The 22,089-nt window shown below is 39.7% G+C and carries 20 protein-coding genes and 1 other RNA gene; 9 read left to right on the forward strand and 12 right to left on the reverse strand.

The genetic code is table 11. From position 1 onward, the window contains the following. Positions 1–79: 79 nt before the first annotated feature. Positions 80–435, reverse strand: a transfer-messenger RNA (tmRNA) gene (ssrA, locus tag HNW13_RS02410). A 145-nt stretch (positions 436–580) separates the two neighbouring features. Next, positions 581–1,069 (reverse strand): SsrA-binding protein SmpB, encoded by a 489-nt coding sequence (gene smpB / locus HNW13_RS02415; protein WP_011636568.1) that lies wholly within the window; start codon positions 1,067–1,069, stop codon positions 581–583. 252 nt (positions 1,070–1,321) lie between these two features. Here smpB and HNW13_RS02420 point away from each other — a divergent pair, with 252 nt between their 5' ends. Together HNW13_RS02420 and HNW13_RS02425 are read left to right on the forward strand one after the other, a co-directional pair. Continuing rightward, entirely contained in the window at positions 1,322–1,756 is a 435-nt protein-coding gene (locus tag HNW13_RS02420; protein ID WP_162022595.1) for an SRPBCC family protein, read from the forward strand. After that, a complete protein-coding gene (locus tag HNW13_RS02425; RefSeq protein WP_101085549.1) occupies positions 1,749–2,084 on the forward strand; it encodes an RnfH family protein in 336 nt (111 codons plus the stop codon). Before HNW13_RS02420 ends, HNW13_RS02425 begins: the two co-directional genes overlap by 8 nt. 57 nt (positions 2,085–2,141) lie before the next feature. Here HNW13_RS02425 and HNW13_RS02430 read toward each other — a convergent pair whose 3' ends face one another. Together HNW13_RS02430 and bamE are read right to left on the reverse strand one after the other, a co-directional pair. Continuing rightward, entirely contained in the window at positions 2,142–3,173 is a 1,032-nt protein-coding gene (locus tag HNW13_RS02430) for an IS630 family transposase (RefSeq protein WP_124013279.1), read from the reverse strand. Between the two features lie 129 nt (positions 3,174–3,302). Then, complete coding sequence (bamE, locus tag HNW13_RS02435; RefSeq protein ID WP_101085547.1) at positions 3,303–3,812, reverse strand: outer membrane protein assembly factor BamE; 510 nt, start codon at positions 3,810–3,812, stop codon at positions 3,303–3,305. A 318-nt stretch (positions 3,813–4,130) separates the two neighbouring features. Between bamE and HNW13_RS02440 the strand changes: the two genes are divergently transcribed. From HNW13_RS02440 to HNW13_RS02465, 6 genes are all read left to right on the forward strand, one after another. Then, entirely contained in the window at positions 4,131–4,967 is an 837-nt protein-coding gene (locus HNW13_RS02440; protein WP_192114482.1) for an SAM-dependent methyltransferase, read from the forward strand. A 313-nt stretch (positions 4,968–5,280) separates the two neighbouring features. After that, positions 5,281–5,493, forward strand: a complete 213-nt coding sequence (locus HNW13_RS02445; protein ID WP_101085543.1) for a hypothetical protein — start codon at positions 5,281–5,283, stop codon at positions 5,491–5,493. Positions 5,494–5,500: 7 nt separating this feature from the next. Further along, positions 5,501–7,246 carry a GGDEF domain-containing protein gene (locus HNW13_RS02450; protein WP_192114483.1) on the forward strand — a complete coding sequence of 582 codons (1,746 nt, stop codon included), beginning with the start codon at positions 5,501–5,503 and terminating at the stop codon, positions 7,244–7,246. A gap of 1,333 nt (positions 7,247–8,579) precedes the next feature. After that, positions 8,580–10,232 (forward strand): malate synthase A, encoded by a 1,653-nt coding sequence (gene aceB / locus HNW13_RS02455; RefSeq protein ID WP_192114484.1) that lies wholly within the window; start codon positions 8,580–8,582, stop codon positions 10,230–10,232. 90 nt (positions 10,233–10,322) lie between these two features. After that, a complete protein-coding gene (aceA, locus tag HNW13_RS02460) occupies positions 10,323–11,639 on the forward strand; it encodes an isocitrate lyase (protein ID WP_192114485.1) in 1,317 nt (438 codons plus the stop codon). A gap of 524 nt (positions 11,640–12,163) precedes the next feature. Further along, positions 12,164–13,618, forward strand: a complete 1,455-nt coding sequence (locus tag HNW13_RS02465; RefSeq protein ID WP_162024296.1) for an HDOD domain-containing protein — start codon at positions 12,164–12,166, stop codon at positions 13,616–13,618. 152 nt (positions 13,619–13,770) lie between these two features. Here the strand turns inward: HNW13_RS02465 and HNW13_RS02470 are convergent, their stop codons facing one another. From HNW13_RS02470 to HNW13_RS02485, 4 genes are all read right to left on the reverse strand, one after another. Next, positions 13,771–14,376 (reverse strand): nuclear transport factor 2 family protein, encoded by a 606-nt coding sequence (locus tag HNW13_RS02470; RefSeq protein WP_101085535.1) that lies wholly within the window; start codon positions 14,374–14,376, stop codon positions 13,771–13,773. A gap of 60 nt (positions 14,377–14,436) precedes the next feature. Further along, complete coding sequence (locus HNW13_RS02475; RefSeq protein ID WP_162022600.1) at positions 14,437–15,261, reverse strand: M90 family metallopeptidase; 825 nt, start codon at positions 15,259–15,261, stop codon at positions 14,437–14,439. A gap of 360 nt (positions 15,262–15,621) precedes the next feature. After that, positions 15,622–16,044, reverse strand: a complete 423-nt coding sequence (locus tag HNW13_RS02480) for a hypothetical protein (protein WP_192114486.1) — start codon at positions 16,042–16,044, stop codon at positions 15,622–15,624. Then, positions 16,004–16,750, reverse strand: a complete 747-nt coding sequence (locus tag HNW13_RS02485; RefSeq protein ID WP_162022602.1) for an AAA family ATPase — start codon at positions 16,748–16,750, stop codon at positions 16,004–16,006. The genes HNW13_RS02480 and HNW13_RS02485 overlap by 41 nt, the downstream gene beginning before the upstream one ends. 748 nt (positions 16,751–17,498) lie before the next feature. Between HNW13_RS02485 and HNW13_RS02490 the strand changes: the two genes are divergently transcribed. Next, the gene (locus HNW13_RS02490; protein ID WP_041413444.1) at positions 17,499–17,711 is read left to right on the forward strand and encodes a DUF3820 family protein; all 213 of its coding nucleotides are present in this window, start codon (positions 17,499–17,501) and stop codon (positions 17,709–17,711) included. A gap of 264 nt (positions 17,712–17,975) precedes the next feature. Here the strand turns inward: HNW13_RS02490 and HNW13_RS02495 are convergent, their stop codons facing one another. The 4 genes from HNW13_RS02495 to HNW13_RS02510 form a co-directional block, all read right to left on the reverse strand. Continuing rightward, positions 17,976–18,479: a GNAT family N-acetyltransferase gene (locus HNW13_RS02495; protein WP_192114487.1), complete on the reverse strand. Its 504-nt coding sequence runs from the start codon at positions 18,477–18,479 to the stop codon at positions 17,976–17,978. Positions 18,480–18,536: 57 nt separating this feature from the next. Further along, entirely contained in the window at positions 18,537–18,839 is a 303-nt protein-coding gene (locus HNW13_RS02500) for a hypothetical protein (RefSeq protein WP_059747853.1), read from the reverse strand. A 174-nt stretch (positions 18,840–19,013) separates the two neighbouring features. After that, positions 19,014–20,750, reverse strand: coding sequence for a bifunctional metallophosphatase/5'-nucleotidase (locus HNW13_RS02505; RefSeq protein ID WP_101085525.1), 1,737 nt, complete (start codon positions 20,748–20,750; stop codon positions 19,014–19,016). 221 nt (positions 20,751–20,971) lie between these two features. Then, on the reverse strand, positions 20,972–22,021 hold the full coding sequence (locus HNW13_RS02510; RefSeq protein WP_162024297.1) for a hemolysin family protein: 1,050 nt from the start codon (positions 22,019–22,021) through the stop codon (positions 20,972–20,974). Positions 22,022–22,089 lie beyond the last annotated feature (68 nt).

Here is a 22,089-nt window from a genome sequence, read left to right on the forward strand (position 1 = left end):
AATCGAAGTATAAAATGTTGCCATGCAAAAATGGGCAAACAAAAAGGGCTTAGCATTGCTGCTAAGCCCTTCTATAAATTGGTGGAGGCGGCGGGACTTGAACCCGCGTCCAGAAAGCCTACATCCTCGGCACTACATGTTTAGTCTCTCTTTTATTTAACCAAGCAGTCTCCGAAAGACAGGATGCTACTTGGTGAGTCCGGTACTGTTTCGCGGTTCACCCCCGGACGGAGTTCCCTCGCTAGCACACTGTAATATGACCATCAGGATCCACTGTCCACGTGCGAAACGTGTGGTTGATGGCTAGCTAGCCTAAGCTGCTAGAGAGTAGTTAGAGTCGTTTGCAACTATAACGGTGCGGCTTTTTACGAGGCCAACCGCCCCTCGACATGCTCCTTGGGTTTCGTGAATCCTGTCGAATCCAGAATCGCCCCCAATTGAGTTAATTATAACGCTTTGTTAGATGAATACCTAGTATCCATTAACAAAATATAATCGTTTGTTCACTATCTGTTCGTTATAGGCCTATGTTCAATAACAACTTATCAATTTTAATCGTTTCAGTGGCCTACTAACGAGATTAAGCGTTTTCTTTGTCTTTTTTCATTACGCGAGCTTTTTCAATTTTCCACTCACGTTCTTTGGTATCTTCACGTTTATCGTGATCTTTTTTACCTTTACCTAAGCCAATTTCGACTTTTACCCAAGCACCTTTGCGCCAGTACATTGATAATGGTACGAGGGTATAGCCTTGACGCTCAATTAGGCCGGCAAGTTTGTCAATTTCACTGCGCTTTAATAGCAGTTTTTTGGTTCTGATTGGATCGCATATTACATGGGTTGAAGCGGTATTAAGTGGTTGAATAGTACAACCATGCATAAAGGCTTCACCCTCTTTAATATAGACATAACAATCAGATAAATTTACTTTACCCATGCGAATGGACTTAACTTCCCAGCCCATAAGTTGTAATCCCGCTTCGATTTTGTCTTCTATGCGGTATTCAAAGGTCGCGCGTTTATTGCGTGCGATGCTCGCTGAGGCGTTTGCTGATTTCTTTTTTACCATTATTATTACCGTTCTGATTGCCGTTATTGACCTGAAGGATGGTGCTGGACAACCCGCAGTGAGCCCATTTGATAAACTCTATTATGCTAATACTATTAACTAATAGATATGGGGGAGATTTTTGATATTTCAACGATTATACCCAGTTTCTTGGTGATTGTGTTATTTCCAACGTGATTTAACGCTCTCGGAGATGCCTTTTTTATTTAACGTGATAAAATCGCACTATTGTATTAACGATAGTGATGTCAGATGCCCAAGATTTCCAAAAGTATGCTGGTTAGATTTAGTGCCTTACAGATGTATGATTTAGTCAATGATGTTGAATCGTATCATGCTTTTCTACCGGGATGTGTCGGTGGTAAGGTGCTTGAGTTTGATGGTCAAACCATGGTGGCGTCGGTTGATGTTAGTAAGGCGGGGATCAGTAAAACATTTACCACCCGCAATCAAGTGATCCAAGCTAAATCGATTTCACTTGAATTGGAAAATGGCCCGTTTAAGTATATGCATGGTTTGTGGAAATTTACTGAGCTTACCGAAGATGCCTGTAAAGTTGAATTTGATTTAGACTTCGAATTTTCAAACATGCTGGTTGATATGGCGTTTGGCAAAGTGTTTAAAGATTTGATGTCGTCGATGGTAATGGCATTTACTGACAGGGCAAAGGTGATTTATCGTGATTAATGAAACAGAAAAGTTCTCGGTAGATGTTATTTATGCATTGCCAAAACAGCAGAAAATTATTTCGGTGATGGTGTCGCCAGGCACTACATTCATTGAAGCCGTTAAGCAAAGTGATATTGTTAAATTTTTTCCGGAGATTAACCTTGAAGAGGTTAAGCTTGGGGTGTTTAGTCGCCAGGCCAAACATGATGAGGTACTCGTTCCTGGGCAACGTGTTGAAATATATCGCCCGTTAATTGCAGATCCTAAAGATGTTCGTCGCAAGCGTGCCGAAAAAGCCAAAGATGAAGGTCGTATTAATAAAATCACCGGTGCTAAAGTCAATTAACTTACCATTATTAAGGTGATGGATTAAGTTTTTAGGTGGTTATATACTCAAGTGAATTCAAACTGCAGGTTTTAATTTCTGAAAGTTATCATTAATTGTATCACCGAGTGTATCGGCAATATCGGGGAGGGTGATGCTAAAAAAGTCAGTGATTTTTCGTCGGAATTCTTTTGTCGTTGCGAAGTATTGCCCATTCCTCGCATGTTTATTCATTACCTTCCACAATCGTTCTATTGGGTTTAAATTTGGACTATAAGGCGGCAGGTAATGCAATGTTATATTCAGATTTTTAGCCTCTTTAACTACTAAGGCATTTCGATGGTATCCAGCGCCATCAAGCACCAAATGGATAACACCACTTGTTGAGTAACGCGCTCTAATTTGGTTTAAAAAATCGATGATGGATGCACCGTTAACCGTTTTGCTATATTGCTCAATGACCGCTTCTGTTAAGTGACCAAGTCGGATTGCACCAACCACGTTAATACGGGTTCGGCTTCCCGTCGTTTCTATCGGTTTATCAACGCCTTTTTTTATCCAGCCTGCGGTGATTTTTGTGGCTTGGGTCGGATGAACCGCATCCATAAATAATAACGGTTCATCAGGGGTTAACGAGGATTTTAGTTGCTCATAATATTCAATGAAAGCCGTTTGTTTGTCTTCATCAAATTTGTGAGGAACCCCTTTAGGGTTTTTATAGCTGAACTGATGTTTATGCAGCCATTTATTGAGGCCTGACACTGTGTACTTAATCTGAAATTGTTCTGAGATATAAGCGACTATTTGATGGCTATGCAAGTAGGTCACCTCACACAGGTGTGCAATCAATAGTTCAGTTTGCTCTTGACTCAGATAACTTAAGGAGCCGCCACTATTACACGTGAGTTTTTGGTCGTGAGCATAGGCATCAATGTATCGAACTACGGTCGTTTCGTGAATACGTAACGCTTGGGCAATCATTGGCGTTGGCCAATTTTCATCGCGTAGTAAAATGGCTTTAATGCGATCACACTCACGCCTATCACTCGAGCTTTTATGTCGAGTTTCCAATGCTACTTTTTGTTCTGGCGAGAGTGTAATTTGTTTCATGGGGCTATGATGATCCCATTTGGGACAAAATCAAGCATTTTCAATGATCACGGGTATATAATAAAAAAGCAGGACTCTCGTTAGAGGTCCTGCTTTTTTATTGGCATAAATCACATGTTATCGTGTGGCTTATGTTGGTGCATTATCATTATCATTTTCGGCCTGGTTTTTTAACGCAGGACGTAGCTCTTCAACTAAAGGTTTCGCATCTGGACGAACTTCTGGTAATAAAGGCTTAAGATCCTGTTCGTTAACTGACGGCAACGAGCTTTCATCAAGTGGAGTATTAAATTCTGCACTTAGGTCATAATCACCAGCAACACTTGAAATCTTGTCGCCATTAAAGTGAATGATCAACTCTTTGTGAGTAATGCTAGCATCTCGACCACTTTTAAAATGGTACACATAATACCAAGTGTCATCGGAGAAGCTGTCGCGCAATACTGGACGACCTAAAATATATTCTGCTTGCTCTTTAGTCATGTCGACACGAAGTTTTTCAACTTGCTGTGTTTCCATGTAGTTGCCTTGTGGCACATCTGGCTTGTAAATCAACCAATCAAACACACTGCATCCGCTAAGAGATAATGAAAGCGCAACTGCGCTTACAAGGGTAAGACTTTGTTTTTTGTTTATCATTGTCTGCGCTACTTCCTAAATTCTGTCGGTCATCATACCCAAGCAGTCCCTATGCTGACAAGGGTCTATTAGAAGATGTTGTGGTTTTGAGTCAATTTAGCGGTTGAAGTTCCATTTTCTTCGATAAATAAATTTAGAGTAAATTTTCATTTTTATTTAACATTGTACAAAAAATGTTGGTAGGATGTTGCTCAATTTATGATTTAGATGCCCTAGTTAACGTTTAATAATGTCAAGTGCTATTAATGCATAAGTTATTGATAATTTTATTTTATGCTTTTATTTTGCGTTGTAATTATTTCAAAATAAGAAACCACGATGACGAGACAACAATCACCGATAGCAACATTAACCAGTGTAAAGAAAGGTAACCTTGTTTGTGTTGGCACGGGATTACAGCTTGCAGGGCAAATAGGTGCATTAAGTTTGAGTTATATAGAGCATGCTGATGTGGTCTTTTCGTTAGTGCCCGATGGTTTTTCTGAACGTTGGTTAATGTCGCTTAATTCAGATGTTCGCTCGCTTCAACCTTATTATGCTCAACACGATGAGGTAAAAAATCGTCGTGATACTTATGCCGAAATGGTTGACGCTATCTTAGACGAAGTTCGCTTAGGCAAGTTAGTTGTATGTGCCTTATATGGCCATCCTGGGGTATTTGCTTGCGTAGCGCATTGGTCGATTAAACAGGCCCGCAGTGAAGGTTTTGACGCTAGCATGTTACCGGGTATTTCAGCTGAAGCTTGTTTGTGGGCTGATTTAGGCATTGACCCAGGCAATAGTGGTCATCAAAGCTTTGAAGCGACTCAGTTCATGCTTTATCACCATGTTCCGGATCCTACAACGCATCTTTTACTTTGGCAGATTGCTCTTGCGGGTGAACATACCTTAACTCAATTTAGTAGCACTAAAGATAAATTACAGATTTTGGTTGAACACTTAAATCAGTGGTATCCGCTGAATCATGAAGTGATTATATATGAAGCAGCAAATTTGCCATTTCAATCACCTGTTATAGAGCGAATGCCGTTATATGTATTGCCAGAGGCTAAACTAACGACGATTAGCACATTGTTAATTCCTCCAGCGCGTCCAATGACGCTTAACCATGAGATGTTAGCCAAATTAGGTATCGCCGAAGCAGATATTGGCTAAGTATTTTTATGGCTGTTCACAAATGAGGTAATAAAGTAATAGTATGCTTTAAACCGCCGTACTTTTATCGACAAGCTATTAATGGTGATTATTGGATGTAAATGATTCAATCTTAGCGAAATTGATACAGTTTTTATTGATAAAAAGATGTTAATGGGCAATTTTGTGTAGAGATTTTCGATAAAACAATTGGTTACGACGTTTTATGTCGACGGAACGACCCAGTAAAGTTAAAGTTGTTACAAATGATAATCACATAGATGTAAATTTAAGTCGCTAATTACAAATATAATCTAGAATATAAGGTTACGATATGTCTAACATGAATACATTTTTTACTAAGCTTGGAACGGACGCCGCTTTATTGGAAGCATATAAGCTTGATCCACGTGGTGTAATGAAATCAAATGGATTAACACAAGAAGAGATTGAAGCTGTGATGTCAGGAGATAAAGCACGTGTTAGCCAGTTGTCTGGTGATAAAGAAATGGCCATGTATATGATTATAAGTAATCCGACAGAGTAATTATTTTTTGTCTCAAATATTGATGTGTTTTTTTATTATCATCGTGTTGCTTTTTAGCCGCGCGGCGATAGCTGACAACATCGATTATGATAAAGAACTCGACACTATTGAACAATCTTTGAAGACTGATATTGGTTATGCCATTGAAAAGATTGATACCGCGTTATCCTCTGAATCGTTACTCACCTCACCACAGCATAGCCGTCTGTATATGTTGCTAGGTACAAAAGATCTTTATTTAGGTCATTTTGTCGAAGCAGATAAAGCTTTCGATAAAGCACTGACATACGGACCACTTGGTGAAGAACTCACCAATATTTATTTATTGAAAATCACTGCAAATATCGGCTTGAGTAATTATCAAAAAGCTTTTGCTCTTTTAGAGGATAACCTTTCTCGTATCGACAGTTATCAAGATCAAAGTATCAAAATAATGTCCTATATTCGCTTGATGAATGTGTATTTACAGCTTAACGCTTATGAGGAAATGCTACGTATCGCGCAATTAGCACTGAGTCTAAACCAAGGTAAAGACCCAAAAAGTGAATGTTTTTCGATGTTATATCACTCAGTTGCTCATTTAAAGCTAGCCCACTTTGATCAAGCCGAGACGTTCTTTAAAGACACTCAACTTTATTGTAAAAATCATGGTTTTCCATTGATTGAGATTATGTCAATTAAGGGGCAAGGTAATGTTTTGTTTGATAAGGGCTTATATGCTGAAGCAGAACCATTTTATCTAGTGGCTTTAGAGCGCTACCAGAAGTTTAAATTTCAAATTGAGATTAACGAAATACAGTCTTATTTGAGCTCGATATATTTCCATTTGGGTGATTATCAGCAAGCTGATATGTTTGCGCAGTTAGTTAATGCTTTACCCAATAAGCCCAGTAATATGCAGGTAAAAAAACGTGTTAGCGAAATACTGTCTTTAATTGCGGGTAAACGTGGTCAGTTCGATAAAGCATACCAATATCAAGTTGTTGCTTCTGCACTTGGTCAGCAATTACTTGATGAACAGAAAGTAAAAGAAAATGCCTACCAAATGGCCCGCTTTGATAGCGTTGAAAAAAATCGTGAGAATACCAGCTTAATTCAAGACCATGAACTTTTGATGAAACAAAAAGATTTATTCATGAAAGAGAAAAGTTCATCGATTATGTTTTCAACATTATTAGTTGGGCTTTCTGTTGGTTTATTATTGTTATTAATATCTGCTTGGATGCAGCGTAATCAATTTATGAAGCAAGCGCAGCGAGATGGATTAACAGGTATCTTTAATCGCCGTACAGGGCAAGAAATGGCAGAAAATGAATTTATTCAAGCTCAAATGCTTGGCGAGTCATTTTCTGTGCTGTTGATGGATTTAGACTTATTTAAAAATATTAATGATCAATATGGTCATGCTACGGGCGATTGGGTATTAAAAAAGGTCACACATGTGATTGGTGAAATGTTAAAGCCGACCCATATATTTACCCGAATGGGTGGGGAAGAGTTTGCTATTTTTATGCCAAAGCAAACTGAAGATATCGCGGTTGAATTTGCCGAACAGGTTCGCCATGCCGTTGCCAATATTAACACCCGTTTCTCAGGGCACGATTTTACTGTCACAGTGAGTTGTGGTGTGAGTAGCGTCGATAAGGATGACCTAAGCCTCGACCCGTTAATTCGCCGTGCCGATTTAGCGCTTTATAAGGCTAAACATAACGGTCGAAATTGCGTCATCTGTTATAACGACGCCATCAAATAACGATAACCCTCTAGCTGACTGTATATCCCTCCCGTGTATTACCTTGAGTAAAGTAAATCAACATATGCTAAACCAGCTTGTGATAGCAGCTAAACGCTGACACTACGGCAGTTGTGAACGTTACAGTGCACTGGACAAGGAAAGTTAATCAAAGCTTTTTTATCAGCGTAATTTGCGCTATTAATTTATCACAGACACGCTATAAGTGCGCCTTGTTAGTCGAGCAACGAGTAAGTTGGATAGTGCAGATTTGAAACAATCTCTTTTTATCGCGCAACCCCATCTTTTATTCTGAGTTAATATTATGCATTTATGGTCTGTACCAAATTGCTTCAAGGTAAAATCCTCCGCTACAAATGCTAACGCTATGTCCGTCTCATTTATCACTTACAACATGTGTTAACTCCATACACTCATCACCGTTTGCGTTACCTTGTTGGCCACTCTATTTGAGCTAGAGCTGAATCATTAACTATTTATCAATAAACGACAATTAACATACTGTGAGCGAAGCTTGGTTATTATTGGCATATTCCGCCCAGAGCAGATCACCGTTTGTTACTTGTTGCTGCACCATTTTGGTTCTCTATTGCCCCATTTATGAAGTTCTTTCAATTATTTTTAAAAAAATTGAATTTTATTTAAAAAAAACCAATCTACTTGAGCTTGTTGATCGGGTGACGTAACTCACATTTTAAGCCGTTGCGGCGGCTTATTTTATTTCGTTTACGTAAACGTAAATTTAAAACAGTTGTTTAAATTTGGTAGTTAATTACCTAGTTTTAACTATCTGTTTTTAAAGATTAAAACCTTGTTACGTGTAGGTAAGCTAGAAACGTTACAAAATTGTTTAATTCAATGGCATAGACTAAAGTTTAGTAAACATAATTTTACATAAGGTAATTATATTACATCCTTTTTTACCATAATCATTTACCGGTAAATTGGTAAGATGAATTTCAGACGGCCAATTTAAAGTATAAGCTCTATTTTATTATTGCGTTTAATATCAATTGTTTAAGTCTGTCTTTCTCGGTTGGTAAGACCATTTTATATGATCTGTAACACTGGTTTTTAAGTCGTTTTGGTAAAGTGAAGACTGTTGCAATTACAAACGTTTTTGGTTAGTTTTTAGTACGAAATAGACATTTGAAAGTTTTTGGTAAACAGTCAGCTTCAGTTAAATGTTATTAGAAATGGTTTATTTGAACGCGAATATATACGCCGATGAGTTGGTATAGATAAGCGTGATAAGTAGACAGTAGATAACGTCACTACACAGTGAAGCATGACAACCGATATCAAAACAGACAGCATTTAGGGAGCCATTATTATGACGGCAGAACAATTAGTAGCTCAATACAGTAAGTCCACAGCAAATGCTGATGATTCGATTAAAACCGATCTCACGTTTATTGGTCCCACTGTCAACGGTCAAGAAGACGTTTTTAACTCTGGCGCTGTGGCTTTCCTTGATTCGTTATGTGCAAAATTTGTTGATGAAGTACCTGAGCTATTAGCTAAGCGTAAACAAAAACAAGCTCGTATTGATAATGGTGAGTTACCTGATTTTTTACCTGAAACTCGTGCAATACGTGGTGGTGATTGGACTATCCGTGGCATGCCTGATGATCTCACCGACAGACGTGTTGAAATTACTGGCCCCGTTGACCGTAAAATGATCATCAATGCTTTAAACGCCAATGTAAAAGTGTTTATGGCCGACTTTGAGGATTCATTAGCACCGAGTTGGCAAAAAATTGTCGAAGGACAAATTAACCTTCGTGATGCCGTTCGTGGCGATATTGAACTAACCGTTCCTGAAACCGGTAAGCATTATTCGTTAAACCCTGACCCTGCAGTGTTAATTGCTCGTGTACGTGGTTTGCATCTTATTGAAAAGCACATTGAATACAAAGGCAAACCTATTCCTGGTGGGTTAGTCGATTTTGCTATGTACTTTTATCATAATTATCGTCAGCTGTTAGCTAAAAACTCTGGACCTTACTTTTATATTCCTAAGTTAGAAAGCCATATAGAAGCGCGTTGGTGGGCGAAAATGTTTGCCTTTGTAGAAGAGCGTTTTTGCTTACAGCCTGGCACGATTAAATGTACTTGTTTAATTGAGACATTACCTGCGGTATTTGAAATGGAAGAGATTCTTTATGAACTTCGTTCAAACATTGTCGCGCTTAATTGTGGTCGTTGGGATTATATCTTCAGCTACATCAAAACCTTAAAGAACTATCCTGACCGTGTACTACCCGACCGTCAAGCGGTAACGATGGATACTAAATTTTTAAGTGCTTATTCACGTCTATTGATAAAAACTTGTCATAAACGTGGCGCATTAGCCATGGGCGGTATGGCAGCATTTATTCCTGCTAAAGATGAAGCGACTAACGAACTGGTACTGCAAAAAGTGCGTGGCGATAAAGAGTTAGAGGCTCGCAATGGCCATGACGGTACTTGGGTCGCACATCCTGGTTTAGCTGACACCGCAATGAAAATTTTCAATGATTACATCGGTGGCGATAGAACCAATCAATTACACATTACTCGTGATGTCGATGCACCCATTTTAGCCAGCGAGTTACTTGAGCCTTGTGAAGGCGAGCGAACTGAAGCAGGCATGCGTTTGAATATTCGTATTGCGTTGCAGTACATCGAAGCGTGGATCCAGGGCAATGGTTGCGTACCGATTTACGGTTTGATGGAAGATGCTGCCACGGCTGAAATATCGCGCACTTCTATTTGGCAATGGATCCAGCATGGCAAAAGTTTATCCAACGGCAAACTGGTCACTAAAGCATTGTTTAAAGACATGTTGAAAGAAGAAATGGCCAACGTGAAAGAGGAACTTGGTGCAGAGCGCTTTAAAGCAGGTGAGTTCGCCAAAGCGGCAGCATTATTTGAACAAATTACTACCTCTGATGAGCTAGTCGATTTCTTAACATTACCAGGATATGAACTGTTAACGGCGTAATGTCGGATAACGATATTAATTACAACACTACTGAATTAGGCAAAGTTGAATGATTCACTTTGCCACCCTCATACAGTAAGGAGCGACACTATGACTACACAACTTACTCGTCAGCAACAGGTTGATGTAATTAAGAAAGATTGGGCTGAAAATCCACGTTGGAAATCGGTTAAACGTCCTTTTACTGCTGAAGAAGTTGTTGCATTACGTGGCTCTGTTGTGCCAGAAAATACCATTGCTAAAATGGGTGCTGCAAAATTGTGGGAACTGGTTAACGGCGGCGCTAAAAAAGGCTACGTAAACTCACTGGGCGCACTTACTGGTGGTCAAGCAGTACAACAAGCAAAAGCGGGAATAGAAGCGATTTACTTATCAGGCTGGCAGGTAGCTGCTGACGCTAACTTAGCGGGCACTATGTATCCAGATCAATCACTTTACCCAGCAAACTCAGTACCTGCTGTTGTGAGCCGTATTAATAACTCATTTCGCCGTGCTGACCAGATTCAATGGGGCAAAGAAGTAAATCCTGGTGATGACAATTACACTGACTATTTCCTACCTATCGTTGCTGATGCAGAAGCCGGTTTTGGTGGTGTATTGAATGCATTTGAACTAATGAAGTCGATGATTGATGCTGGTGCTGCAGGTGTTCACTTTGAAGACCAATTAGCGTCTGTTAAAAAGTGTGGCCACATGGGCGGTAAAGTTTTAGTGCCAACCCAAGAAGCGGTGCAAAAGTTAGTTGCTGCACGTTTAGCGGCAGATGTTAGTGGTGTTGATACCTTGGTTATTGCACGTACTGATGCCAATGCTGCAGATTTGATGACTTCAGATTGTGATGAATATGACCGTGAGTTTGTTACTGGTGAACGTACTAACGAAGGTTTTTACCGCGTTAGAGCTGGTTTAGACCAAGCTATTTCACGTGGTCTTGCTTATGCTCCTTATGCTGATTTAATTTGGTGTGAAACAGCTAAACCTTGTCTTGAAGAAGCGAAGAAATTTGCTGATGCCATTCATGCACAGTACCCAGATCAACTACTTGCTTATAACTGTTCACCTTCGTTCAACTGGAAGAAGAATTTAGATGACGTCACTATTGCTAAGTTCCAGCAAGAGTTGTCTAACATGGGCTACAAGTACCAGTTCATCACGTTAGCAGGCATTCATAACATGTGGTACAACATGTTCGATTTAGCCTATGACTATGCACGAGGTGAAGGCATGAAGCATTATGTTGAAAAAGTACAAGAGCTTGAATTTGCTGCTGCTAAGAAAGGTTATACTTTCGTATCGCACCAGCAAGAAGTGGGTACCGGTTACTTTGATCAAGTGACAACGTGTATTCAAGGCGGTAAATCGTCAGTAACAGCGCTAACGGGCTCTACTGAAGAAGAACAGTTTTAATCGTTAGTCCCCAACCGTTTTACAAGTTTGGTCACTTTGTGACTGTTGTAACCCCGTGCGACTCACCTACAGGTCGTACGGGATTTTTATCCAAATATGATGGTTTATAAGTAAATGCTTAGTTGTTAAACCTGATTGTTTGGATACTTCCTACCCGTAAGTTTTTTCCAACCACATTATTGTGATTGCGGCTCTTGTGAGCCGTTTTTTTTTGCCCAATATTTATCGTTTATGTAGATGTCACTTTTGCGCCCAGATGAATCCCATTTATTTCGAACCACACTTGCTCAAAAATCGCTATTCCTGAATAAAGTGATGTAATAGCGATGTAACATGTCGCTTACTTGTTGTACTAGCATCAGTGATATTAATTCATCAACCAGTAGGCGCTAGGATATGAGTATTGTTGTTTTGCTTTGATACGTGAGCTAGCTTGAGTGAATAGCAATATCTACAAGACACTGTGATGAAATTGAGTATACTGAAAACAATGTTTGTTATATTTAGGTTAATTTTTGAAGGCGATGACTCAGCAAAAAGGGGCTGATTACTGGACCAAGCGGATTAGTGATCAAGAAATGCCTGCATTATGTTCAACTGTGCGTGATTTAGAAAAGTTGGCAAAAGACGATGTGTCTTCGTTATCTTTGTTAGGTCGAAGTGTCATGCACGACAATGCACTCACCTCGCGTATTTTACGAGTGGCAAACAGCGCCACTTACAATAAAGGTATTAATCCTGTTTCGACCGTTAGCCGTGCAGCGGTAGTATTAGGTTTTGATACTATCCGCAACATATGCATTACCGCAAAACTACTCACCAGTTTACTTGAAAATAAGCACCTGAGCGAAGGTGTCTATCAACGTTTATTAAAACTGATGGCGCAATCTTTTCAAGCGGCGATGCTCGCCAGAATGATGATGAGCGACCGTGGAGAATCGCTACGTGAAGAGGTGTTTATTGCCTCGTTATTGTATCGAATAGGCGAAAGCGCTTTTTGGAGTATGGGCGGTGAATTGACCGAACAGCTTGATAATAAGCTGTTAGCCATTGACAATAAAATTGAACAAAACTCATTGATTCGAGCTGAACTAGGCACCTCTTTTACCCAGCTGACCCAAAGTATTGCCAGAAGCTGGGGCTTAGGTGAAGTGCTGATTAAGTCTTTAGCACAACCCGATGAGCGCATGCCTGAGATCCGTTGTATTTTTTTAGCCGATAAGTTATCAGAAATTGTGTCGCAGCCTAAAGTTAACCCTGAAGAACTGCATAAGCGCCTATCTCAAGCCGCAGAAATGTTAGACATCAGTGTGGATGAATTTACTGAAAAATTTATCGATTGCAGTAAAATAACCCATAAATTAGCCATTGAATATGGTGCCAAAGCCATAGTGTCTTATTTACCGAATACCGCAGACGTATTAGAACATGTCGACTCTCCTGTTGAGCCCACTGAAATTCGGCTAACCAATCAAGGTTATCAGTTAAGTAAATTGAGACAATTAACCCACTATGCAGTGGTTAAAACTGATTTTAATCAAATAATGCAAACCACATTAGAAGGGATGTTAACCGGAGTTGGCCTAGACCGTTGTGGTGTACTGTTACTCTCTCCAAGCCGTAAATTATTACAACCTAGGGTGATGATGGGGGATGGCGCTGAATTGTTGAAACAAGCCTTTGTGATTGAACTAGACGATCCTCGATCGGTTTTCACTCAATGTATTGGACAAAAAAAGAGTGTGTGGGTCAATGCTCCCACCAGTAAAGAATGCAAAGTACAAATTGATGATGTACTCGTTGAACGCTTTTCTCAAAATGGCTTTTTATTAGCACCACTCTTTGTTGGCCATAAAGTGTTGGGATTATTTTATGCGGATAGGCAGGGATCTGGACGTTGTTTTGAGCAAGAGGATTTCGACAGTTTTACTCACTTTAGTGAACTCGCTAACGTGTGTTTTGGGGTGTCGATGACATAAGGTGGCTATTGAATAGTTTCCAATTAGCTACAATCTGTCTAGTGTCTAGTGTCTAGTGTCTAGTGTCTAGTGTCTAGTGTCTAGCGAAGCGTTAACTATTCACTATTATGGCAGTCATCATACTCGACAATGGCCACCATATTGTTTAATGGTTATTGCATAATTAAGCTGGTAATACGTTTGGCTTTATCGTTTGGAATTGGAAAACTCAAATGATATTGCGCTATTTTCCATCCTTCAGAAGTTTGTACCAACGCACCAGTACCCCGACTGATGCCATACGCCGGGCTATAGAGCTGCTCGTCAAATACAATGGTATCGTCAATTTGTAACAAGTGACGTGACTTTAAATCATAACGCCAGCCTTTAGTGGGTTTGGCATAATGCTCAAATTCAACCATATTCCAACGCTCTGAATCATCGGTACCAATAAACACCGCTTGTGGATGATAAAGGCTAAAATAAGTGGTCCAGTCAGCAGCAGCTGCACTTTCATGTAATAAATTTAGCAAGGCGCTGACTTCTTGGTTGTCTTTTTCTGATAAGCCTTGGCTATCAATTAACTCATTTTTTTGGCTAATGTCTTTTATAACAGCTTCACTTTCGGAGCTCACTTGCTGACTAACTTGTTTGTTTTTAGGCTCAGTTTGGCTCTGTTCAAGTGTTGATTCTTCGGCTTCACTTGCGTGTAGATCGAAGGCTGCCACTGTCGTCATTAACACGGCAATAAAACCGAGTCGGTGAATGATTGATTGCATAGTATTCCTGTTAACCTAGTAAATTATTATTATGTGTTTTAATACTTTTTTAATACTTTTTTAATGCCAATTTATTGGATCTAGCTGATAAAACTGGCTCAATTCTTTATACAATTGTTGATGCTGTTGGTAAAACTCCACGGGTCGTTCAAAAAACGTTTCACTTATCACTGCAAAAAACTCCGCCGGATTGGTCGCGCCGTAATAGTTAAATAATGACGGGATATGGTGTTGAGCGCAATACTGAAGTTGCTTAAATTCTTGCCCCAATGTGCTAGACCATGAACGATATGAAGTGATATCGCGCAGTGGTGGTGCACCATTAGCTGTTCCATCTTCTTGATCAAGCTGGTGAGCGAATTCGTGTATAACAACATTGCTACCATCAAACGGATCGGCAGCGCCTTCTATAGTGCTGTTCCATGACAATACGACTTTGCCATATTCCCAAGATTCTCCCAGCAACACATTGCGTTGGCTTGATTGTACCCCTGCGAGATCCGTGCGGTTTTTCTCAACGATAAACGCGCTTGGATAGACTAAAATTTGTTTAAGTTTTGGGTAATAGTCAGTTTTACGGTTGAGTAATAATAAACACGCTTGGGCTGCAATCGTCACTTTTACTTCGTCATTGATTTCGAATCCGTCACAACCGATAAATTGTTTCTCATCAATAAATATCTGAATATGCTTTTTGAGTTGAAGTTGCAAATCCGTCGGCATGGCTTTGAAATAAGGAAAACGCTTTTTTAATATATGACGCCATTGAGTGGGAAATGGTTTGCTGGCGACAATGCTACGTTGACGGTTGAGGCGCCATTGGCTACTGACAATCCATGCCACAGCTGTTATTGATATAACGAGTAATATTACAATCGCGATCATAGAAGTGTCCTGGTAGTCGAAGAGGGCGTTAAGATTGTTATTTTAAGCTTATGTATTATCTGAGCTTGCAATTTTTAGCATGACTCATTTAATTCATTCGCTAGTAGCTGTTTAATTCCATGAGTATTTAATGGGGCAGTTTGTTAGCAAATTCAAGCTTTAGGAAAAACTAAATAGCAGTGGGAGCCATAAGTGATAACGTAGTTTGCTTAACGTGTAGGTTGGGATTTTGGTTAAATAAAAGCACTGGCTAGCAAATATTAGTCTCATATTTACTGCCAGTGAAAGGGCGGGGATAAAGTGGTCGTCGTTGTGTTTGGTTAAATTTATGTTCAATTAACTATTTGTCTGCAAAATTAACTATTGGTCTGTAAAGCTAACATCTAACCGTTTTTGTTGTTGTGGAGATAGACTAAAATATTGTGAAATCAACTGCCTGATAAGTTTTGATTTTGCTATTCCTCCTTGCTGACTGAGTAATGCGAGCTGGCTTATTGCCGTTTCACTTAAGGTATAGGTACAACGTCTAAAAGGTTGCTGTTTACTTTTGTTGACCGATTTTATTGGCTCTACATGCTGTGGATATTTTCGTTGTAAAAAATCGATTATATTGTTTTGCTTACCTGCATCGCTTTTCATTAGCGTTTGCTTTTCCTCATGTTGAGGGCGGTCTTGGCCAGCAGCATATAAATCGGCTGCTGCAATAAAGTCATCAATTGATACTGCAATGTTATTGGTGCTTTTACATAACGAAGCGTTTTTCTTGAGATCGGCTAGTCCCATAATTTCCTCTCATCGTGGTCACGTTCGATGCAGTATTGCGCTGTTCAATGAGTTGCTTTGCATCAGTAATGTCGAGTAATTCACAGGCAATACTGCGCATTTCTTCTGCAGCTTTACCTTGGGGTTCTAACTCAAATACTGATAAGCCAGATTCTTCACTGTCGTCGTAAATATTGCGACTGTAGTTAACGGCATCTAATACATTAATGTCATAGGTACGACAGACATCTTTTGCTTCAGTAATTCTGCTTGCCTGGTTCGGTAAACTTGGGCATTGAGTGATCACAAATGATGCTTTCATTTTTGGGTTTATCATCAAACAAGTTGAGACGATATCGTCCATATGGCTGACGGTTTTTAAATCTCGTCGTTTTGGGCGCAATGGCATTAATACATAGGATGCAACTGACATGGTTGCTCTAAGCGCTAGATTATCTTGGCCACCACAATCGACAATAACATAGTCATAATGTTGCTCTAAGCTGAGCAAGTCATTACGAATTTTGCCATACAGTTGCACGCAGTTAATGGCCGGCAGTTTTGGGTTGTTGTTCCGAGCTTGGATCCAGTCTGATGTGGTTCTTTGCGGATCGCAGTCGACCATAATCACGCTGGCTTGAACTTCATTGGTTAGGAAGACTGCAATATTTTGCGCAAGGCAGCTTTTACCACTCCCCCCTTTTTCACCACCAACTAATATGATCATGGATATTGCCCTCTCAATATGACTAACTTACACCGTTAAATGTAATTGATACTACACTGTAATTATGGTTATAGATTTAGTCAATTAGCTGATTTTTGACGGTTTTTTATTAATGTCTTTGAGGCGATAATTTGACTGTTTTGACCATAAAGGCGGAAAATTGACAGCAAAGGTTTGCATCCGCCAATGTTAGTGAAAGGTTAAATTTAATAATGACTTGCAGCTGTTATGTGCAAATAACATCATTGTTTTATGAGGTGTTTTCAATGTATATAAAATATGAATACGTGTTTCATATGCATTAAATGACTATAAATCTATTTTGATATAGCTAATTGATATATTTTAGGGATGCAGCAAAACGAGTTATTTTAAGCTTAAATTTGATTCAATCGGTTATTTTACGCTAACCAGTGGTCTTATTATTGTCCGATATAGTCAGTTACAATCGCTTTTGAACTGAGCCTGGGGCGATTTTGAATCGAGGCGACGATTCATTCAGCATGAGTTTACTCAGGGTTGGTTGATTAATGAGTAGCTAACCTCTCATTAATTAACCCAGTATCAATTCATTGTGCATTTCACTCGTTGTACTTTTTTGATGGCCCGTAATGTCAATCGCGTGCATTGTCAGTTCACTTTGCTTAACTTAAAGCAGTTTTGATAAAGGCTTTGAACTGATAAAATAGTTAATGTAATCGGTATTACATTAACCTAATCGATAAACAAAGGCGTGGAGCCATAAGTGATGAATGAGCAGCAATTGTTAGAAGCGATTAATCAAACCATGCCATTTGGTAAATATGCTGGTCGTAAATTACTGCAGTTACCAGAACCTTACTTGGTTTGGTTTCACTCTAAAGGTTTTCCTGAAGGCAAACTTGGTGAGCAACTAGCATTAATGTATGAAGTGAAGCTCAATGGATTGGAAGAAATGCTACAACCTCTGTTAAAGCGGTGAAGCTAGGTAGTAAGCGATGAAGCTGGTAACAAGCGATGACAAGCGATAACGAACGTAACAGCCTAGAGCCTAGCGCGGACTGCGTCCTGCTAGATCGCTACGCTGCTAAATAAAGCGGTCAAAGCGTTCGCTCGTTATCGTCCTAGCTCTACCGCTGTTATAGAATCTAGCCTCGAAGCGTCCTAGCACCTAGGCTTGTAACGCTCGTTATCGCTTTTTATCGCTTTTATAGCGTTCTCGCAGGACGAAGTCCCGCCCTAGTAGCTAGTCTATTAACCGTTTTTTCATGTAAAAGCCGGTAAACGTTTGGCCACACTTTTGTTGATAGCTTGTTTGTTGCAAAAAAAATCCCATAGCTTCAAACAACGGTTTAGATAAGTATGACGCATCAACACTGAGATAAGGATATTGTTGCTGAAGAGCCCAATGTTGTAAGTGTTTATAGAGTGCGCGGGCGATGCCTTGCTGCTGATAGTCGGGGTGAACGTATAAGCAGTCAATATACCCCTGGTGTTTAAAATGAGTTTCTAGACTAATAAAACCAATGACCTGTTGGTTATCAAGTGCTAACCAGGCTTTATTTCGTTTGTATCGTAGTTGCCAAAATTTAGCTGAACGAGGCGCTGATGACCACGCATTGAGTTTTAAGGTCGGGTATCTTGGATGAATAATGCCTTGTACAGCCGTATGGTATAATTCACTTATTTGAGTTGCATAGGATGCAGAAAAATCAACGATTTGATGAGGTTGATTTATTGAGTTTTTCATAAAAAAGACCAATCGATAAGATTGGCCAATTATGTAAGTTTTTTACGATAAAACGTACTATTTTTTATTAATATTGCCAACAAACATGATTTTATCAAAGGTTCTGTTTAGGCTTGAGCTTTTAAAGTCGCTCATCCACATTTGTTCAGACACTTCTACCTTATCGCCTTTAGCCACTTCAGTTTGCGGACCCGCAGCCCAATATGTTTTGTCAGCTTCTTTTAGTTGAACGTAGGTATAACCGCCACCATTCATGGTGTCGAGTACTTCGCCTTGATGCAAAGCACCTTGTGCCCATACAGAAGAAACACCCATAGCCAAAGTGGCAGCGGCAGCAAATGCAATTAATTTAGCTTTCATGTATGTATTCCTATTTTGCCAAAAATGATAATTAATGAGGATTTTAATTCAACCTTTGAACTATTTAACCATCTCTGCTCATTATGGTCTGTGATCTACCGCGAATTATTGTCTTCTATCTGCTGTTAGGTGGTTTCTTTTAGGTATTGTCTTCTAAATATATGAAGTTGCCGTTTAATCACGATGGCTAATGTAATGTACATTTGTGAACAGTTGTCCCGTAATGAGATGGCCATGTTGACTAACAAAATCGATGAAGGCTTCTGGCAGCGTTTGATTGCTCATCGGTTGCTGCCAGTGGGCATGCAATAACGCATCATAACCTTCCTTACCCGCTGCGGTATAAGAACTTGATACCCCAATATACAACTTATTAGATTCAAGAGTTTGCCATTGATCCTGCTTGTAGATATCAATTTGAGTGATCCGCTGGCCTTTAACTCGCTTACCATCATAGAAGTAGCGTAATCCATAGGGGTAGGGGAAACTGCCCGCACCTGTGCCGACAATACCATTATTGGTAGCGCTATTGATGGACGATTCTAAAGCTTCAATAATATGTTTACCCATAATTTGATACAAGGTTAGGGGTAATTCGAATGGCAAAATGCGGCCAATAACATCGGCAAGTGATAATTGCCCTTTATTGAGTGATTGCCTTACACCTCCCGCATTATGGAGTGCAAAATCGATATTTGGCTCAATGTATTTAGCCGCTTTATACATGCTACGACTCACCCAAGGGGCTATTTCACTGCCATGAGGCAGCTGTTTGCTGGGCAACCTAGTGTGGACAAAGTTTCGAGGTATATGAGCCAGTATTTGGTTTTCTAGCGCATCTAATGATGGGCGGTATTGGCTGTGAATCACCTGATGAATAGCATCATCATGCTTAGCGTCTTTTATGCTTGGGTGATTGAACAACTGCTCGATTAAATCTGCGGCAATAGCACTATCGGCAGGCTGTCCGTCTTTGGTGCTGACATGAATATTGTCATCAAGCATAAAATAGTTATTACCGATAAGTTCGGTTACTTTGCCATTTGAATCAAAATTGATTTGGGCAATACCCAGCGTTTCTGCATATTTTCCGGCATGCAAAATAGGCGTTGAGTTTATGGTTTCTGCGTAAGGAATATCGCTTAAGCCAATGTTGCTCATATTACCTTGGAGAGTATGAGAATGTCCGCCGACAATTAGACTTATGCCGTCGACACAGGCAGCAAGTTCTTGGTCTTGGTCTAAACCTAGGTGGCTTAGTACAATAATATGATTAATGCCTTGCTGTTTCAGTTTTTGAACTGTTTTACGGGTAGTGTCGATAGCATTAACAAAGTGGGTATCGGGATCCGGCCTAGCAATTAAATGCATTTGATCTAAGGTAATACCAATAATAGCCATTTGAATATCGTGAAATGGCTTTATCAATACTTTTGCTGTCCCGGTGCTGTCATCAAAGTCGTACAACATCGGGTGGCCGTATAATCGACCTGTTTTCTGCCTATCTTCTGCGCTTAAATCCATATTTCCGGCTAATACCGGAAAGTCGATACGGTTTAAAAAGGCCTGCACAGGGCTATTACCTGCATCGATTTCGTGATTACCCAACACCATGGCATCAGGTTTGAGTAAGTTAAGAAGGTGTGCATTGGCGGCACCTTGAAACTCTCTAAAATATAAAGTGCCCTGAAAGCTATCGCCGCCATGTAAAAATAGAAATGGAGTTTGCTCGGCTGCGGCTTGCTGCCTTGTTTGTTCAATTTGGTAACCTAAACGCGCATAGCCACCTGAATGGCCTTCAAGTGTATAAGTGCGTTGCTGGGCTGTCAGGCTAAACTGGACTGGACTAGGTTCGAAGTTAGAATGAGTGTCATTAATATGAGCTATAGATAAACGATAAATATGTGACATTTTTTTCCTCAATATAATGTCACCATCTTATACTAATTTAGCTAAACATGTCATCACTGCGCGTTGTTGTGATCTTTATATTGCAGCTCAAACAACGGAAGTGATGGTACTAGTTGGCTGGATATAGCCAATACAGTTTGTATTAAAAAATGCGACCAACAGAATGTTAATAATTGATTTTTTGATTATGTATCCGTGCGCAAGTGGCTTAATTAACCAAGTTAATTATCATCGTATATAACTAACCCTTTATTCTTGATTCGTCGTTGCCACAGCTTACGCGCCAGAGCTTGCATGTTGGGAGCTAAATCCTTTGAATCAACGATTTCTAAACCAATTAAGGTTTCGATGATATCTTCAATTGTCACTATCCCTTCACTTGAGCCATATTCATCAACCACTAATGCCATTTTAGCATTACGTTTTATCATTAATTGAAACAGTGGCAATACTCTTACGGAAGAGGGGACTACAAGTAACGTTTTTAAATGAGTGCCAATTTCGGTATCTGGTGCTTGGCGAGACTGAAGGATAATGTCATTACGATTGACATAACCAATCACATTATCTCGGTCACCTTGGTAAATCGGAAAACGAGTAAACGGGCTCGACAAATATTGGTCGATAAATTGCGCATGAGTGATGTGAGTCGATAATTTAAATATTACCGTTCTGGGGGTCATGATGTCGCTGACGTGCATGTCTTTCATCGATAACATTTGGGTTAAAATTTGTGATTCTTGTTCACTTAACTCACCACTGTCTTTACCCATTTTACTCATCGCGCCGAGCTCTTGACGAATGTATTGACCGTTATTACCTTTGCCTAACAGATTGGTGACTTTTTGAGACATCCAAATTAAAGGCATGGTCATTTTTTCCATCCAGAATAAGCATACCGATACCGATGGCGCCAATTTACGCCAATGATTAGCCCCTAATGTTTTAGGGATGATTTCTGAGAGGAACAAAATTAAAAAAGTTAGAACCGCAGAGAATACCCCAAGCATTTGACTACCAAACACAATAGCCGCCTGTGCGCCAGCAATAGAAGCACCCATGGTATGTGAGATGGTATTTAGCGTTAGGATAGACACTAAAGGAGAGTCAATATTTTGCTTTTGTTTATCGAGCTGCGCAGCAATAAAGGGGTTAGTTTCTTTTAGGGTTGCGATATAACTTGGAGTGACAGATAAGAGAACTGCTTCAAAAATACTACACAAAAAGGAAATCAAAATAGCAAAAGAAACAATCAATAAAAGGGTTAACATAGTGTGAGTAAAAACTTCCTCGTAGAAGGCCATATAGCCTGCAGTAATACTAACATATCACTAGATGC

It is taken from the genome of Shewanella sp. BF02_Schw, from assembly GCF_014596695.2.
GTDB lineage: Bacteria > Pseudomonadota > Gammaproteobacteria > Enterobacterales > Shewanellaceae > Shewanella.

Bases quoted from the DNA above. Each gene is read 5' to 3' on its own strand.
- smpB (WP_011636568.1), bottom strand. From the start codon at position 1,069: ATGGTAAAAAAGAAATCAGCAAACGCCTCAGCGAGCATCGCACGCAAT.
- HNW13_RS02420 (WP_162022595.1), top strand. From the start codon at position 1,322: ATGCCCAAGATTTCCAAAAGTATGCTGGTTAGATTTAGTGCCTTACAG.
- HNW13_RS02430 (WP_124013279.1), bottom strand. From the start codon at position 3,173: ATGAAACAAATTACACTCTCGCCAGAACAAAAAGTAGCATTGGAAACT.
- bamE (WP_101085547.1), bottom strand. From the start codon at position 3,812: ATGATAAACAAAAAACAAAGTCTTACCCTTGTAAGCGCAGTTGCGCTT.
- HNW13_RS02440 (WP_192114482.1), top strand. From the start codon at position 4,131: ATGACGAGACAACAATCACCGATAGCAACATTAACCAGTGTAAAGAAA.
- HNW13_RS02445 (WP_101085543.1), top strand. From the start codon at position 5,281: ATGTCTAACATGAATACATTTTTTACTAAGCTTGGAACGGACGCCGCT.
- aceB (WP_192114484.1), top strand. From the start codon at position 8,580: ATGACGGCAGAACAATTAGTAGCTCAATACAGTAAGTCCACAGCAAAT.
- aceA (WP_192114485.1), top strand. From the start codon at position 10,323: ATGACTACACAACTTACTCGTCAGCAACAGGTTGATGTAATTAAGAAA.
- HNW13_RS02465 (WP_162024296.1), top strand. From the start codon at position 12,164: ATGACTCAGCAAAAAGGGGCTGATTACTGGACCAAGCGGATTAGTGAT.
- HNW13_RS02470 (WP_101085535.1), bottom strand. From the start codon at position 14,376: ATGCAATCAATCATTCACCGACTCGGTTTTATTGCCGTGTTAATGACG.
- HNW13_RS02475 (WP_162022600.1), bottom strand. From the start codon at position 15,261: ATGATCGCGATTGTAATATTACTCGTTATATCAATAACAGCTGTGGCA.
- HNW13_RS02480 (WP_192114486.1), bottom strand. From the start codon at position 16,044: ATGGGACTAGCCGATCTCAAGAAAAACGCTTCGTTATGTAAAAGCACC.
- HNW13_RS02485 (WP_162022602.1), bottom strand. From the start codon at position 16,750: ATGATCATATTAGTTGGTGGTGAAAAAGGGGGGAGTGGTAAAAGCTGC.
- HNW13_RS02490 (WP_041413444.1), top strand. From the start codon at position 17,499: ATGAATGAGCAGCAATTGTTAGAAGCGATTAATCAAACCATGCCATTT.
- HNW13_RS02495 (WP_192114487.1), bottom strand. From the start codon at position 18,479: ATGAAAAACTCAATAAATCAACCTCATCAAATCGTTGATTTTTCTGCA.
- HNW13_RS02500 (WP_059747853.1), bottom strand. From the start codon at position 18,839: ATGAAAGCTAAATTAATTGCATTTGCTGCCGCTGCCACTTTGGCTATG.
- HNW13_RS02505 (WP_101085525.1), bottom strand. From the start codon at position 20,750: ATGTCACATATTTATCGTTTATCTATAGCTCATATTAATGACACTCAT.
- HNW13_RS02510 (WP_162024297.1), bottom strand. From the start codon at position 22,021: ATGTTAACCCTTTTATTGATTGTTTCTTTTGCTATTTTGATTTCCTTT.